This is a genomic window from Stenotrophomonas sp. SMYL41, assembly GCF_036319965.1.
Classification (GTDB): Bacteria; Pseudomonadota; Gammaproteobacteria; order Xanthomonadales; family Xanthomonadaceae; genus Stenotrophomonas; species Stenotrophomonas maltophilia_R.
This window is the reverse complement of the sequence record NZ_JAWIRX010000013.1, coordinates 53,064-69,414: the sequence shown is the minus strand read 5'-3', so window position 1 is coordinate 69,414 and position 16,351 is coordinate 53,064. Positions and strand designations below refer to the sequence as shown.

Sequence of the window (16,351 nt, the reverse complement as noted above, 5' to 3'; positions counted from 1 at the left end):
CATTCAGTGCGGTGCGCGGCAATCGGCTTGCGCAGTGCAGCACGAGGTTGATGGGGGCGTGCACGGAAGTTGACAAACCGCGGTTGTCCATCGAAAGAATGTGACAACGTTGTTCCCAGCCACTCTCCGACGCCGCGTTCTGCGGCCGTCGCCGCAGGAGCCCTCCTGATGTCCGCCGTCCCCGCTGCAAGCGCGCGCCCGAACGTGGCCACCTCCATCGCCATCGTCGGCGTGTTGTTCTTCCTGATCGGCTTCTTCACCTGGCTCAACGGCCCGCTGATCACCTTCGTCAAGCTCGCCTTCGAACTCAGCGAGGTCGGCGCCTTCCTGGTGCTGATGGTGTTCTACCTGTCCTACTTCTTCCTGGCCCTGCCGGCCTCGTGGATCCTGCGCCGCACCGGCATGAAGAAGGGCCTGAGCCTGAGCCTGCTGGTGATGGCCGGTGGTGCCGCGTTGTTCGGTGAGTTCGCCACCCAGCGCTGGTATCCGGGGGCGCTCGGCGGCCTGTTCGTGATCGGCAGCGGCTTGGCGCTGCTGCAGACCGCGATCAACCCCTACATCTCCATCCTCGGCCCGATCGAGACGGCGGCACGCCGCATTGCGCTGATGGGCATCTGCAACAAGATCGCCGGCATGCTGGCGCCGGTGCTGATCGGCACGCTGGTGCTGCACGGCATCGGTGACCTCGATGCGCAGGTGCAGGCGGCAGATGCGGTCACCAAGGCCGCGCTGCTGAACGAGTTTGCCGCCAAGATCCACACCCCGTACCTGGCGATGGCTGCGCTGCTGGTGGTGCTGGCGGTGGCGGTGCTGTTCTCGCCGCTGCCGGAAATCAAGTCGTCCGAAGCCAACGCCACGCCGGCGGCTGCCGGTGCCGCCGAGCGCCGCAGCATCTTCCAGTTCCCGCACCTGTGGCTGGGCGTGCTGTGCCTGTTCGTCTACGTGGGCGTGGAGGTGATGGCCGGTGATGCGATCGGTACCTACGGCCATGGTTTCGACCTGCCGCTGGACCAGACCAAGATGTTCACCTCGCTTACCCTTGGCGCGATGCTGGTCGGCTATGTGGTCGGCCTGCTGTTGATCCCCAAGGTCGTTTCGCAGTCGCGCTACCTGACCTTCTCTGCCGTGCTGGGCGTGGTGTTCTGCCTGGGCGCCTGGGCCACCCACGGCTACGTATCGGTGGCCTTCGTGGCCCTGTTGGGCTTCGCCAACGCGATGATGTGGCCGGCGATCTTCCCGCTGGCGATCCGCGGCCTGGGGCGCTTCACCGAGACCGGCTCGGCCTTGCTGGTGATGGGCATCGCCGGTGGCGCGATCATTCCGCAGCTGTTCGCCGTGCTCAAGCAGCACATCGACTTCCAGCTGGTGTTCGTGCTGCTGATGGTGCCGTGCTACCTGTACATCCTGTTCTACTCGGTGATCGGCCATCGCGCCGGCCTGCCGCAGGACAAGGCCTGATCGGCGATGATGGACGGCAGCCAACCCCAGGGAAAACCCATGCGCAGAGCGACCATCAAGGACGTTGCGGAGAAGGCCAAGGTCTCGCTGAAGACGGTCTCGCGGGTGATCAACAACGAACCTTCGGTGATGCAGGCCACCCGTGCACGGGTGCTGCGTGCCATCGCCGAGCTCGATTACGAGCCCGATCCGTCCGCGCGCAACCTGCGCAGCGGCACCACCTTCGTGATCGGGCTGGTCTACGACAACCCGAACCCGTACCACATCATCGGCGTGCAGAACGGCGTGCTCGCTGCCTGCCGCGAAACCGGCTTCGGCCTGCAGATCCATCCCTGCGATTCCAGCTCGCCGCTGCTGGCCGATGAACTGGCCGACTGGGTGCAGCGTTCGCGGCTGGCCGGGCTGGTGCTGACCGCGCCGATGTCCGAGCGCCGCGACCTGATCCAGGCGCTGACCGCGCGTGGCATCAAGCTGGTGCGCATCATTGCGGCCACCGAAGACCCCGCCGACGGTGCCTGCGTATTCGTCGACGACCGCGAAGCCGCCTACGAGATCACCGAGCACCTGATCCAGCTGGGTCACCAGCGCATCGGCTTCCTCTGGGGCGGCATCTCGCACCGGTCCTCGGGCGAGCGCTATGCCGGTTACGAAGCCGCGCTGAAGGACTACGGCATGACCGTGGACAAGCACCTGGTGGTGCAGGGCGACTACACCTTCGACGATGGCTTCCGAGGCGCGCGCCGCCTGCTGGCGCTGCGCGAGCCGCCCACCGCCATCTTCGGTTCCAACGACGAAATCGCCGCCGGCGTGCTGGCCGCCGCGAAGTCGGCCGGCATGAACGTGCCGTATGACCTGTCGATTGCCGGTTTCGAGGACAGCCCGTTCTCCCGCCAGTCGTGGCCGCCGCTGACCACCGCCAAGCAGGCCACCGAGGACATCGCCCGCCACGCTGCGCGCCTGCTGATCGCGCAGCTGCGCAGCGATGCCTACGACGATGCGCCGGCACCGCTGCACAACCAGGGCTTCGTGCCGCAGCTGGTGGTGCGCGGTTCGACCGCGCCGATGCGTCCGGCCGGCGCACGCCCCCTTCCTTCCGATCCTGCCTGAGCCTGCCATGTCGCTGTCAGACCCCACGTCCACCCTGATGTTCGCCGAGGCCGCTGAAGCGGCCGACGTGGTCGCGCGCCAGTTCTCGCGCAACCACGCCACCATGGAAACCCTGGCCGCCAGCCTGCGCGCCGCGCCGCCGCCGTTCGTGGTCACCTGCGCACGCGGCAGCTCCGACCATGCCGCCACCTATGGCAAGTACCTGCTGGAGACCCAGCTGGGCCTGGTGGTTGCCTCGGCCTCGCCGTCGGTGGGGTCGGTCTACGCTGCTCCGCTGCAGCTGCGTGGTGCGCTGTTCATCGTCATCTCGCAGTCGGGCAAGAGCCCGGACCTGCTGCGCAATGCGGAAGCTGCCAAGGCCGCCGGTGCGCGCGTGGTCGCGCTGGTCAACGTCGAGGATTCGCCGCTGGCGCAGCTGGCCGATACGGTCATTCCGCTGCATGCCGGTGCCGAGAAGAGCGTGGCGGCCACCAAGAGCTACCTGGCTTCGCTGGCGGCACTGCTGCAGCTGGCCACGTACTGGAAGCAGGACAGCAGCCTGCGTGCGGCGCTGGATCTGCTGCCGGACGCGATGCGCGAGGCCTGGCAGTGCGACTGGAGTGCGGTGACCGAGGGCCTGGTCGATGCCACCAACCTGTTCGTGCTCGGCCGTGGCCTGGGCCTGGGCGCGGCGCAGGAGGCGGCATTGAAGTTCAAGGAAACGTGCAGCCTGCATGCCGAAGCCTACAGCTCGGCCGAGGTCAAGCATGGCCCGATGGCCCTTGTCGATCGCGGTTTCCCGGTGCTGGCCTTCGCCCAGCCGGACGAGACCGGCGCCGGTACCCGTGCGGTGGTCGAAGAATTTACTTCGCGCGGCGCGCAGGTGTGGATGGCCGGTGCCGGTGGCAACCTGCCGGTGGCTGCCGCGCCGCATCCGCTGTGCGCACCGTTGCTGACCGTGCAGAGCTTCTATCGCGCGATCAATGCGCTGGCGCTGCGCCGTGGCTTCAACCCGGACCTGCCGCCGCACCTGAACAAGGTTACGGAGACGGTGTAATGGCAACGGTCCTGCGCAACGCCCGCATCCTTGCGGGCGATGAGTTCCGCGACGATCTGGCGGTAGTGATCGAGAATGGCCGCATCAGCGCGCTGCTGCCCGATGCAGCGCCGCAGCTGGGCCAGGCGGCCGAGCAGGTCGATCTGGGCGGTGGCTGGCTGCTGCCCGGCTTCATCGACGTGCAGGTCAATGGTGGCGGCGGCGCGCTGTTCAACAACACGCCGGACGTGGCGTCGCTGCGCACCATCGCGCAGGCGCACCGCCGCTTCGGTACCACCGCGATGCTGCCGACGCTGATCAGCGACGACGTGGGCGTGATGCGCGAAGCCATCAGCGCGATGCGCGATGCGATCGAGCAGGGTGTGCCGGGTGTGATCGGTATCCATCTGGAAGGCCCGTACATCGCGCCGGCGCGCAAGGGCACGCACGATGCCAGCAAGTTCCGCGTGCCGGACGAAGAGGAGATCACGCTGGCCGCATCGCTCGACAACGGCGTGACCCTGCTGACCCTGGCGCCCGAACGCGTGCCGCTGGAGACCATCCGTGCGCTGGTCGAGCGTGGCGTGATCGTTGCCGCTGGCCATACCGCTGGAACGTACGAGGAAATCCGTGCCGGCCTGGATGCCGGCGTGCGTGGCTTCACCCATCTGTACAACGCGATGTCGCCGCTGCAGGGCCGTGAGCCCGGCGCGGTGGGCGCTGCGCTGGAAGACCGCGACAGCTGGATCGGCATCATCGTCGATGGCGTGCATGTGCATCCGGCCAGCCTGCGCGTGGCATTGGCGGCCAAGCCGCGCGGCCGCCTGCTGCTGGTGACCGATGCGATGCCGCCGGTCGGTGCGGATGATCCCAGCTACGTGCTGTATGGCGAAACCATCACTGCCATCGATGGCGTGGTGCGCAATGCCGCCGGTTCGCTGGCCGGCTCTGCGCTGGACATGGCCACCGCCGTGCGCAACACCGTGCAGCTGCTCGGCCAGCCGCTGGCCGAAGCCGCACGCATGGCCTCGACCTACCCGGCGCAGTTCCTCAACGTCGACGACCGCCTCGGCCACATCGCCGAGGGCTACCAGGCCGACCTGGTGCAGCTGGATGACGCCTTGCAGGTGCGCGGCACCTGGATTGCCGGACAGTACGAGGCCGCCTGATGAATGGCATGCCGCCGCGCCGCTTGGGCTCGATCGATGCCCTGCGCGGCATCACCGTGGCGGCAATGCTGCTGGTCAACAACCCGGGCGACTGGAGTGCGGTGTTCGCGCCGCTGCGTCATTCGGAATGGCACGGCTGCACGCCTACCGACCTGGTGTTCCCGTTCTTCCTGTTCCTGGTCGGCGTGTCGATGGCGTTCAGCGTGGCACCACGCGCGCTGGATGCGCTGGCACGGCCGGCCTTGGTACGCGGCGTGCTGGAGCGTGCACTGCGCATCCTGCTGGCCGGCGCATTGCTGCACCTGTTGATCTGGTGGGCACTGCACACCCCTCACTTCCGCATCTGGGGCGTGCTGCAGCGGATTGCGGCATGTGCGGCGCTGGTGGGCGTGCTGGCCGTGTATGCCCGCCCGCGCGCACAGGCGGCCGTGCTGGTCACGCTGCTGGTGGGGTATACCGTGCTGCTGCTGGGTATCGGTGATCTGGCGCCATGGACCAACCCGGCCAGCCGCCTGGATACCACGCTGTTCGCACCGTGGATCTACCAGTGGCACGCCGATACCGGGCTCGGTCATGATCCGGAAGGATTGCTGAGCACCTTGGGCGCCCTGGCCAGCACCGTACTCGGCCTGTTGGCCGGTGGCCTGCTGCGCAACGGGCGTCCGGCAGCATTGGCCGGCCTGGGTGTGGCGACTGCTGTGCTGGGCCTGCTGCTGGCTACGGTGCTGCCGCTGAACAAGCAGCTATGGACGCCCAGCTATGTGCTGTGGACCGGCGGCCTGGCCGCGCTGGCGCTGTGGCTGGGGCACGTGCTGATCGACCAGAAGGGCTGGCCGGCGTTGGGCCGGCGCTTCGGGGTCAACGCGATCACCGCGTATCTGGGGGCATCGGCGATGTCGGTGGTGCTGATGGCGACCGGCGCCTGGGGCTGGATCTGGCAGCAGCTGGCCAACGTGATGCCGCAGGCGCTGGAACTGGCGTCAATGCTGCAGGCGCTGGCGTTCGTCGCACTGTGGTGGGGTGTGGCGTGGTGGCTGGACCGGCGGAAGATCTATCTGAAGATCTGATGGCGCGTCATCCATGCATGGCGCGGTTCGGCCTGTACACGGGGCGAACGCGATGGAGGTGGCGCGGTGGAAGTGGAATGTCCGGTAGATGACGCCATGCGCAAATGCTCTCCACTGATTCATGATCGCTGCAAAGATGAACGATTTCAGCCAGGTAGAAGCGAAGTGATGCCCGATCAGGTTCGAATCTGAACTGTGATAAGTGGCACGCAAATTCACCTATCGAAACCGTTCACCACACGTCACACTGCCCGCGCAGTTCTGCAGTTCCTGATCCCCTGTACAGGAGTACTGTATGTCCCGTGCCGCCCCGCGCGCTTTCCGTCCACGCCGCCTCACTGTTTCCCTGCTGCAGGCCCTGGCCGTCCCGTCCGTCATGCTGTTGACCGCCAGTGCCGCCTGGGCCGGCTGTGACAATGCCACCCCGGCCGCCGGCCAGACGGTCACCTGCGACGCCAACGCGCCGAATCCGCAGACCGTTCCCGTCACCGCCAATGGCGCGGCCGGCATCACCGTCAACGTCGCCAACGGTGCCCAGTTGCAGCAAAGCGGTGGTGGATCGGCCATCGCCCTGGTCGGCGCAGGCGGCCACCTGTTGTCAAACCAGGGCGCGATCAGTTCGGCGGGCGGTGTGGCGGTGCAGCTGGGCGGTGGCAGCCGCGTCGAAAATACCGGCAGCATCAGCACCGGCAACAACACTGCCCTGCAGTTCGTTGGCGCAGGCGACAGCGTGCTGGTCAACAGCGGAACGATCAGTGGGCGCAGCGGCGTGCAGTTCGGCGCCGGCAATGATCGCCTGGAGATGCAGGCAGGCAGCATCTCCGGCGGCGTCCTGCAGGGCGATGGCAACGATGTGCTGCTGCTGAGCAATGGCACCATCGACAGCGTCGACCAGGGCAGCGGCGATGACCAGATGACCGTCACTGGCGGCACCGTCACCGGCGTGGTGGCGCAGGGCAGTGGCCGCGATGATTTCGTCATGAGTGGCGGCACGATCGGCGCGCTGCAGCAGGGCGACAATATCGATACGTTCCGCATGAGCGCTGGCCGCATCATCGGCGCGTTCGAGGATGGCGACCAGGCGTGGATGACCGGTGGGCGCATCGGCCGCGTCAACATGAAGCTGGACAAGAACCTGTGGGACCAGTCCGGCGGCACCGTGGACGGCAACGTGGTGACCGGCTTCGATACCGACACCATCATCATCTCGGGTACGGCGTATATCGGCGGCAACATCAGCGTCAGTGGCGGCGCCGACAGCGTGACCATCACCGATGGCACCGTGCGCGGCCAGGTGCTGCTCAGTACCGGTGACGACACCTTCAACTGGAATGGCGGCGGCATCGTCTACGGCGCGATCGACATGGGCCCGGACAACGACGTGGCCAACTTCAGCAACCTCAACCAGGGCAACCTCGGTGCAGTGCCGCTGTTCGACGGTGGCAGCGGCATCGACCAGCTCAACTTCAGCAACGTCAAGACCGAGGGCGTGGGCCGATTCCAGAACTGGGAGACGATTCGCCTGGCCAACAGCACCGAACTGGCCTTCGATGGCGACCTGGTGCTCGGCGACAGCGCATCCGGCACTGGCACGCTGACCGTAGATGACACCAGCACCGTCTACGCGGGCAGTGGTGGCCACGCCATCCGTCCGCTCAACGGTGGTGCCCTGGTGGAGATGGTCAATGCCGGGCGTATCGACCTGACCGGTACTGGCGCTGGCGATGTGTTCACCGTGCGTGGCAACTATCGCGGTGATGGCGGTGGCCTGTACCTGCGCACCGTGCTGGGTGCGGACGATTCCACCAGCGACCGCCTGGTGATCGATGGCGGTACTGCCACCGGGACTACCGGCATCGGTGTGCTCAATGCTGGCGGCAGCGGCGCGGCCACGCTGGCCGATGGCATCCTGGTGGTGCAGGCCTTGAATGGTGGCCGCACCGCGCCGGGCGCGTTTTCGTTGTTTGCACCGGTCGCGGCCGGTGCCTACGAGTACTTCCTGTTCAAGGGCGGTGTCAGCGCCGGTACCAGCGAGAACTGGTACCTGCGCTCGACGCTGGTGACCGGGCCGACGCCGGCACCCAACGGCGGCGGTAGTGCCACGCCACCGCCATTGACGCCGCCGGTAGCCCCACCGCCGCCGATCACCCCGGCACCGCCGCCGCCGCCCGAAGGCGCCACCGATCCGGACCTGACCGCGGGCGAGACCGCGCCGCCACCGCCGCCGCCGGAACCGGCACCGGTGGCGCCGCCCAGCGATCCGGCAGTGCCGGACGTGCCTGTGGCCGGCGGTGCATTGCCCGGTACCGGGCAACCGCCGACGCCGGGTGCACGCCCGGCCGAAGGCGCAGTGGTACCGCTGTACCGCGTGGAGACCGCCGCTTACGCCGTGGTGCCGCCACTGCTGCGCGAGACTTCGCTGGCCAGTCTCGGCACGTTCCACGAGCGGCAGGGCGAACAACGCCTGCTGTACAACCAGGGCGCATTCCGCACCGCTTGGGGCCGGTTGGTGGGCCAGAGCAGCGAGATCCACTGGAAGGGCGATGCACAGCCGGGTTTCGATGGCGATGTGATGGGCCTGCAGGCCGGTCTGGATGTGTGGGCTGCTGCTTCTGACAACCATCGCAACCAGATCGGCGTGTTCGTCGGCCGCACCCGCGCGCAGGGCAAGACCACCGGCCTGGCATTGGGGTGGGAGAACGTGCAGGTGGGCCAGAACCGCCTGGACGACAAGCACGTGGGCCTGTACTGGACGCTCACCGACAGCAGCGGGGGGTACATCGACGCGGTGGCGATGCAGAGCCGCTACGACGGCCGCGTGCGTTCCTCGCGTGGGCTCGGCTTCGGCCTGAGCGGCGACGGCACCAGTGCGTCGGTGGAAGCGGGAAAGCCGCTGCTGCATTTTGGCCAGTCCTCGTGGTGGCTGGAACCGCAGGTGCAGGTGATCTGGCAACGCACCGCGCTGGATGACCGCCGCGATGAAGTTTCGAGCGTGCGCTTCGACAACGACAACGCCTGGACCGGCCGCGTGGGCCTGCGCCTGGCCGGTGATTACCAGTTGGCCGACAACGGCTGGCAGCCGTATTTCAAGCTCAATTACTGGCATGGCCGTTCCGGCGAGGATCGGATCCGCTTCGACGACGACGTGATCGTCAATTCGCAGCGCTCGCGCGCGCTGGAAGCCGGTGTGGGTGTGGTAGGTCGCTTCAATCGCACCATCAGCGCTTATGCCGTGGCCGATTACACGCGCGAGCTGGGCAGCGACCGCAACGAGAAGCGCCGCATCATTGAAGGCAACATCGGCCTGCGCGCGGATTGGTGACAACCGCAGGCTTGGGTAGGTGCCGACCTGGGTCGGCACTCACCCCATCACAGCCATGATCCGCTCCGGGTTCCAACCGACGCGCCGATCCGCTCTGGATTCCAACCGGCGCCATAATCCGCTCTGGTGGGTGTCGACCTTGGTCGACACGAATCCAGCGGCGTCACGATGCCGCGCGCGCACCCGGCGCCTCCGGCCCACCCGCATGATCGGCCAGCACCACCACCGCGTGCAGCAGGCCTTCCTCCACCTGCGGCGGGCACTGCGCCGGCGCATCCTCCATCTCGCGGGCCGGCTGCGCCGCCAGGAACACACCCCCACAGGCGGATACCGCCGTGAGGCACCGCGTGGCCTCGGCCAGTTCCCGGGCACGCGCCTCGCTGAGTTGCCGTTCGCGCCACGCCTGACCATCGGCTGCGTGGTTGTGTGCGATGCCGCGCAACCGCGCGAAGAATGCGGATGGGCGCCTGCTCGATGGCTTCGGTCAGCGCATCTTCCATGAGCAACTGTAAATCGCCTCCCGCACGGCGCATGCCAAAGCCGGCACACAACGATGGTGGCGAACGCGTATGCTGCGGTACTCATCCACGACGAAGGAACGTCGAATGCCTCTTGATCTCCGCGTGATGGCCGCTGCACTGGGTGTCTTGTTCTGCAGCAGCGCACAGGCCGCCGCCCCGGATGCCATCGACCTGCCGACAGCACAGGCGCAGGCCCAGCTGCTGGACATGCTTGAGAAGGAATCGCTGCACCGCGACCGCGTGGACTGGCCCGCCATCCGTACGCGCCTGAAGGCGGCGCAGAACGATCCGGCCAAGACCCGCGAGCTGCTGCGGGAGGCCACCGGCCGCAGTTCCGGAGGGCATGGTGCCTGGATCAGCGCGAAGCAGCTGCAGGCGAAGGCAGAGCGCCTGGCACGCGCCAATGGCGCATCGGCGCCAGCCTCGGGCGCAACGACTGCCCCGGCTGAATCACTGGACCCGCGCATCGGTCGGGTGGAGATCGGGGGCTACGGTGTCATGCAGGGCCCTACCGCGCATCAGCAGATGAAGGAACGTGCGCAGCGCTGGCAGGCGATCATCCGTGACCAGGACAGCGGCCTCCGTTGCGGCTGGATCGTTGATCTGCGTGGCAACACCGGCGGCAACATGTGGCCGATGCTGCTGGGCGCGGCGCCGCTGCTGCGGACCACGCCCGGCGCCGAAGAGGACGTGGGTTCCTTCGCCACTGTGGACGGTCCTTCGCGCTGGCAGCTGACTACGACCAGCGTGCGCCTCGGCGGGCGCGTGCGGATTGATCTTGGCGGGCCCGGCCATCTGCTGAAGCACCCGGGAGCGCCCGTGGCCGTACTGACCGGGCCGCGCACCGCCAGTTCCGGCGAAGCGACCGTGCTTGCCTTCCGCGGTCGCCCGCAGACGCGCAGTTTTGGCCTGGCCACCTCGGGGCTTTCCACCGCCAACGTGATGCGGCCGCTGGTCGATGGCAGCGCGCTGCTGCTGACCACCAGCGTGATGCAGGACCGCAACGGCCAGGGGGATGGGCTGAAGATCGAACCGGACCAGCGCATCGAAGGTGATGCAGCTACCGTGGCCGCCGCGCAGGCCTGGCTGCTGGCCCAGCCCGCCTGCCAGGCGCGCTGACCCATGATCCTGATCGGCCAACAGGAACGGGTGGTGATCGTCGGCCCCACCGAAGCGCACCACTGCCTGCGCTGCCAGGCGGAAACCGAGTTCGCCCCGCAGCTACGCTACAAGATGGCGCGCATCGACCTGCTGTTTGGCTTCACCTACCAGCGCCGCTACGAACTGGCCTGTACCCGCTGCGAGCACGGCTGGGTGCTCGATACCGAGACCATGGACCAGCAGCTGGGCGGGGTGCCGATCCCGTGGCGGCACCGCTTCGGGCTGCCGCTGATGCTGGTGGTGGTCGCTGGGCTGGCGGTGGCCGGATGGATGTGGCGGAACCTGTATTCCTCCTAGGGAGAGGGGGGCCGACATAGCCTCAGCAGGCCGTTCCAGTGGGCGCTAGCCTCGGGTGGAGCCAAGCAATTCACGCTGGCCTAGCCCATGCGCATCGCTGTTCGGGTCTGCTCTTGGGTTTGCTCTTGCTGAGCGACCTGATGTGCCTGCGAAATCTGCTCGACCTTGGCGAGCGACTGCTCTACGGGTGTATTGACGGCCTCGCTGACCGCAATCGATGCCCGCAGGTGTGCCGGATTGTCGAGCGCTCCCTGCACGACGAACATGCGAGGGCCTGAACCATCGCTGGGGGTGTTGCCCAAGACAACATGATCGACGCGTTCCAGGCCGCTGCGCTTGGCCGTTGCAAGCAGGCCGGCCGTCACACGCTCACTGGTTTCATCGAAGCTGCGCCCGTGCCTGGCATCCACGGCCGATACACCATCGCGAATCTGCCGGTAGAGCGCATGGTCTGGGTGGCCTTCCGTTCTGGGATCCAGGCCTGCCTTGTCCAAGGTTGATTCGATGCTCTCCTGCAATGAGCTCTTGGGAGCGAAGCCTGGGTTGCTCAGAGAGGGCGAGCCCATTTCGGTCGCCTCTTGGACCAAACGCTCCCCTGGTTTCAATGGGTTTTCTGCGCGCTGCACGGCTTCGGCTTCGCGACGGACGTATGCTCCGGCTTCCTCGGTGCCGCGAAGGTAATTGACCCCGTCGCGCAGGAGTCCAGGGCCACCGCCGACAAGTACGGTCGCTCCCAGGCGCAACTGGTGGATGTCTTTGCGATACTCCACTATCCGGCGCAGGTCCTCCGCATCTGTGATCCGCGCCTCGGGGTCGTCCAGCACGGACTGCACTGGACCCTTGTCGGTCATACGGTCAATGAAGTGAACCATTCGATGGGAATCACCCAACTGGACCGCAACCGCAGCGGACATGACATGGCCGCTTTTCATCCCAAGCGATCCGAGCGAGGCGATGCGCTGGCCCTGCTCGGCATTGCGCAGGACCTCCAGTTCCTTGGGCAGCGCGTACATCTCAACCTTGCCGTAATGAGGGCCGGCCGCACTAACCAGGTCGCCCGCCATCACATGGTTGGTGAAGGGCGCCGCATTGGCCGGCTGGCCTTCAGGCAGGCGATACGCCAACCCGGCAGCGCCGTAGGGATTGAAGGCGTCGCCCGGGAGGTTGTAGTGGTGGGCAGTGATCTGCGCGAGTGCGCCGCCTAGGGAATGTCCAGTGACGTACACCGGACCATATCCGTTTTCCTCAGCTTGCTTGATTGCCTGCTTGGTCAGTACGAGGGCATCATCAATCTGTGCGTTGACTCTGGCGCTGACCATCGCTGCGTCGACGCCGCCATCAAGTATGGCCTGGCGATCAAACTCGGTGCCTCGATGGGCGATGATGATCTCGTTGGTCTTGATGTTCCGGTACACACCGCCTTGATAGCCGCTGGCTGCATCACGTCGCCCTAGAACTTCGAAGTCTTCACCATCAACGCGCAGCGATTCCTTATCACCTGGGGCTGGATGTGACGGTGGGGAGTAGGCTGCATTGGCCAGGGCTGCATTGGTTAGAGGTCTCATGGGACGAATCCTTTCGAAGGAGACGATATCTCTATGGGAAAGTACTTCTGCTTCTCGATATCAGACAATCTGTCGTAGCCATACTGGGACTGCGTTCGCACCCACCCCGGCGTCGAACTCGCTGTTTGCAGGGTCATTTGACTGTCTGCGTACGAAATCGACGTGAGTAGTTTCTTCAGTTCGAGATGGTGGACGGCAACTGATATGAAGCCTTCGTGTCCCTCGGAAATGACTGGGAATGAAGCTCGAATGATGCTGGGTTTCCATTCGCATGGCCCGCGCCCGTAATAGTCAGCGACTGCCATGCCGTCCTCGAACACGGTGCTGCTGAACTCGGTTGCACTGACACGTTGTACTGGGAACTCTACTGACTGCCGTTGGGGGGCGTACTGCACACCCTCGTAGTTGTTGATCGGCGGGAGGCAGAGCGGATCTATCTCGTAGGAGACGAAAACCTTCGGGAGAGCGAGCTCCACAGGTGCATCGTGGACCCGAATCACAATCGGTAGCGCATCCTTGGGTGCCGGATTCTCGCGATAGACCGGGTATGAGCGTTCCTTGTTGCATCCAGAAACGGCCAGTGTGATCAAGGCGATCAACACAACGTGAGTGAGGGGGGGGGAGGGTTTCAGCATGAGCGGTCCGTGTCGCTGATTGAGGTACTACGGGGGGGCGCCTCTTCAGGGTTACTGCGGGGCACGGTTCTCTGCGCGTGAGGATACCGGCAGGATTGCCCTGATCCTTGATCGGCTGGACAGGAGGGATGGCCGAGGAAGACGGCGCGATGTACCGCGTTACGGGGCACATGCGACAGGTTGCGCCGCTCGTGCTGCCAGCTTCCTTGGCCTCCATCCATGCATGCCTGTGGCACGAGGCCTTGCGAGGTAGCGTTCATCGGCGTTCCATTGCTCTACGTCATCCGACTATACGACCCGCTCCAACCGTGCTCAAAGCTCCTGGTCACGCCAGTCTCAACGTCCTTCCAGGATTGAGTGGAGCTGCGCCGGCACACGGTCACAAGCGAATTGGACACATTGACCATTTCGTCAGACTGTCGAAGCAGGTCTTAACAATTCCACCGTCGAACGGTTCAGGGGGTAGCAGGGTTCGTCGCATCTGCGGCCGGCCGTATCCTGCCCGCCATGCTTTCCTCCCAAGGCTATCAAGACTTCCGCACGGCCCCGAATCCCTATGGCGGGGCCCAGGCCGGTGAGCGCTGGGCGCTTTGGTACATCGGCCACTGAAGCCCCGCGAGTCCCTGCCGATGCGCTGCCGTGCCTCACCCCCGGCCTGCTAAAGTTGCAGCCTGCAATCACGTACCGGAACCGACCATGGACCACGACACCCCGTTCGAACCCCTCAACGACCTCGAGGTGCGCCTGCTGCAGGCCCAGGACGGCACGCTGACCGCATCGCAGTTCCTCGACGGCCTGCTGACCTCGACGGCGTTCGTGCTGCTGGACAAGGCCATTGGCGAAGACGGCGCCTGGGACGAGAGCATCTCGCCGCTGGTGCTGACCAGCGAGAGCGGCGAGCCGATGTTCGCGGTATTCACCGCCCCCGAGCGCGCCGGCCTGTGGCACGAGCAGCTGCCGCAGTTCGCGCATGCCATGCCGATCGCGGTGCACGCGCTGCTGGCCGGTATCGGCGATGGCGTCGGCCTGGTGCTGAACCCGGGCCTGGACGTGGGCATGGAGATGATTCCCGATGCCGTGGCCCAGCTGAAGCAGCGTGCGGCAGCGATCACCCGCGGCATGGCGCACTGAGTCCAGGGATTGCCTGGGTGCCGGCCAGCGGCCGGCACTACCAGGTGCTTCAGCGGGCAGCGGCGATGGCTTTCACCCGCGCCTTGGCCAGCGCTTCGCCGATGGCCGGGCCCTTCAGATGCGTGGTATCCAGGTCCCGCGCCTGCACTGACAGTGCCGCCTGGTGCAGCCGCTTGAGCGTCTCGCCCTGTGGGTAAGCGGCGTCCTCGAAGCCGAGCCGGCCGCGTTTGTCGGCCTCGCAGCACAGTGCGATACGAGCCACGCGTTCTGGCCGGCGCAGTGCATCACAGCGGCCCAGCAGTTCCAGCACGGTGGCATCGCGCAGTTCGTCGATGCGGTGCACGTTCAAGTGTTCGCGGCAGACCGCTTCTGCCAGCTGCTGGTGCTCGGTGGGAATCTTCAACCGCGCGCACAATGCCTTCAGTGGCTTGATGCCGCGCTGCTCGTGCATGATGTGGCGCGGCCATTCCTCCGGCGGGGTCAGGCCCTTGCCGAGATCGTGGGTGAGGGCAGCGAAGCCGACCAGGTCATCGCCCGGCGCCAGCCTCGCGGCCATGTCGCTGACCATCTCCTGGTGGATGCCGGTGTCGACTTCCGGGTGGAATTCGGCACGCTGCGGCACGCCATACAGCGCTTCCAGCTCGGGCAGGATCGGGCCCAGTGCCTGCGCATCGTGCAGCGTGCGCAGGAAGGCGGAGGGCCGTTCACTGACCAGCGCCTTGCGCAGTTCCTGCCAGACGCGCTCCGGCACCAGCGCATCCAGTTCGCCACTGGCGGCGACGTCGCGCATCAGCGCCATGGTCTCCTCGGCGACGGTGAAGCCCAGTGGCGCGAAGCGCGCCATGAAGCGCGCCGCGCGCAGCACGCGCAGTGGATCTTCCACGAACGCAGGGCCGACGTGGCGCAACACGCGCTGCTCAAGATCGCGAACGCCACCGTAAGGATCGACCAGCATGCCGGTCTCCTCATCGCAGGCGATCGCGTTGATGGTGAAGTCGCGGCGCTGCAGGTCTTCTTCCAGCGTCACCGCCGGATCGGCATCGACCACGAAGCCGCGATAGCCACGGCCGGATTTGCGCTCGGTGCGCGCCAGCGCGTATTCCTCGCCGGTCTTCGGGTGCAGGAACACCGGGAAATCGCGGCCGACGGCGGCGTAGCCCTGCGCTTCCATCTGCGCGGGCGTGGCGCCGACCACCACCCAGTCACGGTCGCCGGCAGGGCGCTGCAGCAGGCGGTCGCGCACGGCGCCGCCGACAAGATAGATCTTCATGGGGGGATGATCGCATGGCCGGCACTACCGATGCAGAGGCACTACGGAAGGCCGCGCCACTCCGGCACGAACAGGCCGGCCACGAACCACAGCCCGTAGACGATCCACAGGCAGAGGAAGTAGAGCTTGATCTGCGCTTCGTCCCACAGGCTGCCCCAGCTGTCGACGAAGGCCAGCGACTTCCAGCCTTCCATCCAGGCCGCGCCACCCCAGCGCAGCACCCAGGTGGTGAACAGGCTCCAAGCGGCGAATATTCCGATCCAGGCCAGCAGGCTCATTGTTTCCCTCCCCAGGGAAAGGATATCGGGTCGGGGGGGGGGGGGGGGGGCGCCGGGCGGGGGGGGGGGGGGCGGCGCCCCGGGGGGGGGGGGGGGGGGGGCCCGGGGGGCGCGCCCCCCCCCCCCCCCCCCCCCCCCCCCCCCCCCCCCCCCCCCCCCCCCCCCCCCCCCCCCCCCCCCCCCCCCCCCCGCCTTCGACAATTTCCTGCGGTCTGCAGGAACGTCCGCTCTGGTGGGTGCCGACCGTTGGTCGGCACGAATGCCGGGAGCATGGGCTTTTGCTTTTGCTCCTTTTTTGATCTTCCCGCGGTGCGCAGGAAATTGTCCGTGGCCGGGAGGGTGGGTTGGCTGGGAG

General features: G+C 66.6%; 14 protein-coding genes. 9 read left to right on the top strand and 5 right to left on the bottom strand.

The features are described 5' to 3' along the window. Positions 1-168: 168 nt before the first annotated feature. From V3B30_RS15340 to V3B30_RS15315, 6 genes are all read left to right on the top strand, one after another. Positions 169-1,458: a sugar MFS transporter gene (locus V3B30_RS15340; RefSeq protein ID WP_262083658.1), complete on the top strand. Its 1,290-nt coding sequence runs from the start codon at positions 169-171 to the stop codon at positions 1,456-1,458. Between the two features lie 39 nt (positions 1,459-1,497). Beyond that, positions 1,498-2,565: a LacI family DNA-binding transcriptional regulator gene (locus tag V3B30_RS15335; RefSeq protein WP_006391719.1), complete on the top strand. Its 1,068-nt coding sequence runs from the start codon at positions 1,498-1,500 to the stop codon at positions 2,563-2,565. A 7-nt stretch (positions 2,566-2,572) separates the two neighbouring features. After that, positions 2,573-3,601, top strand: coding sequence for an SIS domain-containing protein (locus V3B30_RS15330; protein WP_262083659.1), 1,029 nt, complete (start codon positions 2,573-2,575; stop codon positions 3,599-3,601). Next, positions 3,601-4,749, top strand: a complete 1,149-nt coding sequence (gene nagA / locus V3B30_RS15325; RefSeq protein ID WP_262083660.1) for an N-acetylglucosamine-6-phosphate deacetylase — start codon at positions 3,601-3,603, stop codon at positions 4,747-4,749. The genes V3B30_RS15330 and nagA overlap by 1 nt, the downstream gene beginning before the upstream one ends. Beyond that, positions 4,749-5,816 carry a heparan-alpha-glucosaminide N-acetyltransferase domain-containing protein gene (locus V3B30_RS15320; protein ID WP_262083661.1) on the top strand — a complete coding sequence of 356 codons (1,068 nt, stop codon included), beginning with the start codon at positions 4,749-4,751 and terminating at the stop codon, positions 5,814-5,816. The genes nagA and V3B30_RS15320 overlap by 1 nt, the downstream gene beginning before the upstream one ends. 295 nt (positions 5,817-6,111) lie before the next feature. After that, positions 6,112-9,138: an autotransporter outer membrane beta-barrel domain-containing protein gene (locus V3B30_RS15315; protein WP_262083662.1), complete on the top strand. Its 3,027-nt coding sequence runs from the start codon at positions 6,112-6,114 to the stop codon at positions 9,136-9,138. A gap of 163 nt (positions 9,139-9,301) precedes the next feature. Here the strand turns inward: V3B30_RS15315 and V3B30_RS15310 are convergent, their stop codons facing one another. After that, entirely contained in the window at positions 9,302-9,580 is a 279-nt protein-coding gene (locus tag V3B30_RS15310; protein ID WP_262083663.1) for a hypothetical protein, read from the bottom strand. A 163-nt stretch (positions 9,581-9,743) separates the two neighbouring features. Here V3B30_RS15310 and V3B30_RS15305 point away from each other — a divergent pair, with 163 nt between their 5' ends. Together V3B30_RS15305 and V3B30_RS15300 are read left to right on the top strand one after the other, a co-directional pair. Next, a complete protein-coding gene (locus tag V3B30_RS15305; RefSeq protein WP_100473920.1) occupies positions 9,744-10,778 on the top strand; it encodes a S41 family peptidase in 1,035 nt (344 codons plus the stop codon). A 3-nt stretch (positions 10,779-10,781) separates the two neighbouring features. Further along, on the top strand, positions 10,782-11,117 hold the full coding sequence (locus V3B30_RS15300; RefSeq protein WP_262083664.1) for a hypothetical protein: 336 nt from the start codon (positions 10,782-10,784) through the stop codon (positions 11,115-11,117). A gap of 80 nt (positions 11,118-11,197) precedes the next feature. Here V3B30_RS15300 and V3B30_RS15295 read toward each other — a convergent pair whose 3' ends face one another. Both V3B30_RS15295 and V3B30_RS15290 read right to left on the bottom strand, forming a co-directional pair. Next, entirely contained in the window at positions 11,198-12,682 is a 1,485-nt protein-coding gene (locus tag V3B30_RS15295; RefSeq protein ID WP_262083665.1) for an XVIPCD domain-containing protein, read from the bottom strand. Continuing rightward, positions 12,679-13,317 (bottom strand): hypothetical protein, encoded by a 639-nt coding sequence (locus V3B30_RS15290; protein WP_262083666.1) that lies wholly within the window; start codon positions 13,315-13,317, stop codon positions 12,679-12,681. Before V3B30_RS15290 ends, V3B30_RS15295 begins: the two co-directional genes overlap by 4 nt. A 696-nt stretch (positions 13,318-14,013) precedes the next feature. Between V3B30_RS15290 and V3B30_RS15285 the strand changes: the two genes are divergently transcribed. Continuing rightward, a complete protein-coding gene (locus tag V3B30_RS15285; protein ID WP_005411035.1) occupies positions 14,014-14,448 on the top strand; it encodes an SseB family protein in 435 nt (144 codons plus the stop codon). A 49-nt stretch (positions 14,449-14,497) separates the two neighbouring features. Here the strand turns inward: V3B30_RS15285 and V3B30_RS15280 are convergent, their stop codons facing one another. Next, positions 14,498-15,718 (bottom strand): multifunctional CCA addition/repair protein, encoded by a 1,221-nt coding sequence (locus tag V3B30_RS15280; RefSeq protein ID WP_262083667.1) that lies wholly within the window; start codon positions 15,716-15,718, stop codon positions 14,498-14,500. Between the two features lie 41 nt (positions 15,719-15,759). Continuing rightward, positions 15,760-15,996 (bottom strand): hypothetical protein, encoded by a 237-nt coding sequence (locus V3B30_RS15275; RefSeq protein WP_100473916.1) that lies wholly within the window; start codon positions 15,994-15,996, stop codon positions 15,760-15,762. Positions 15,997-16,351 lie beyond the last annotated feature (355 nt).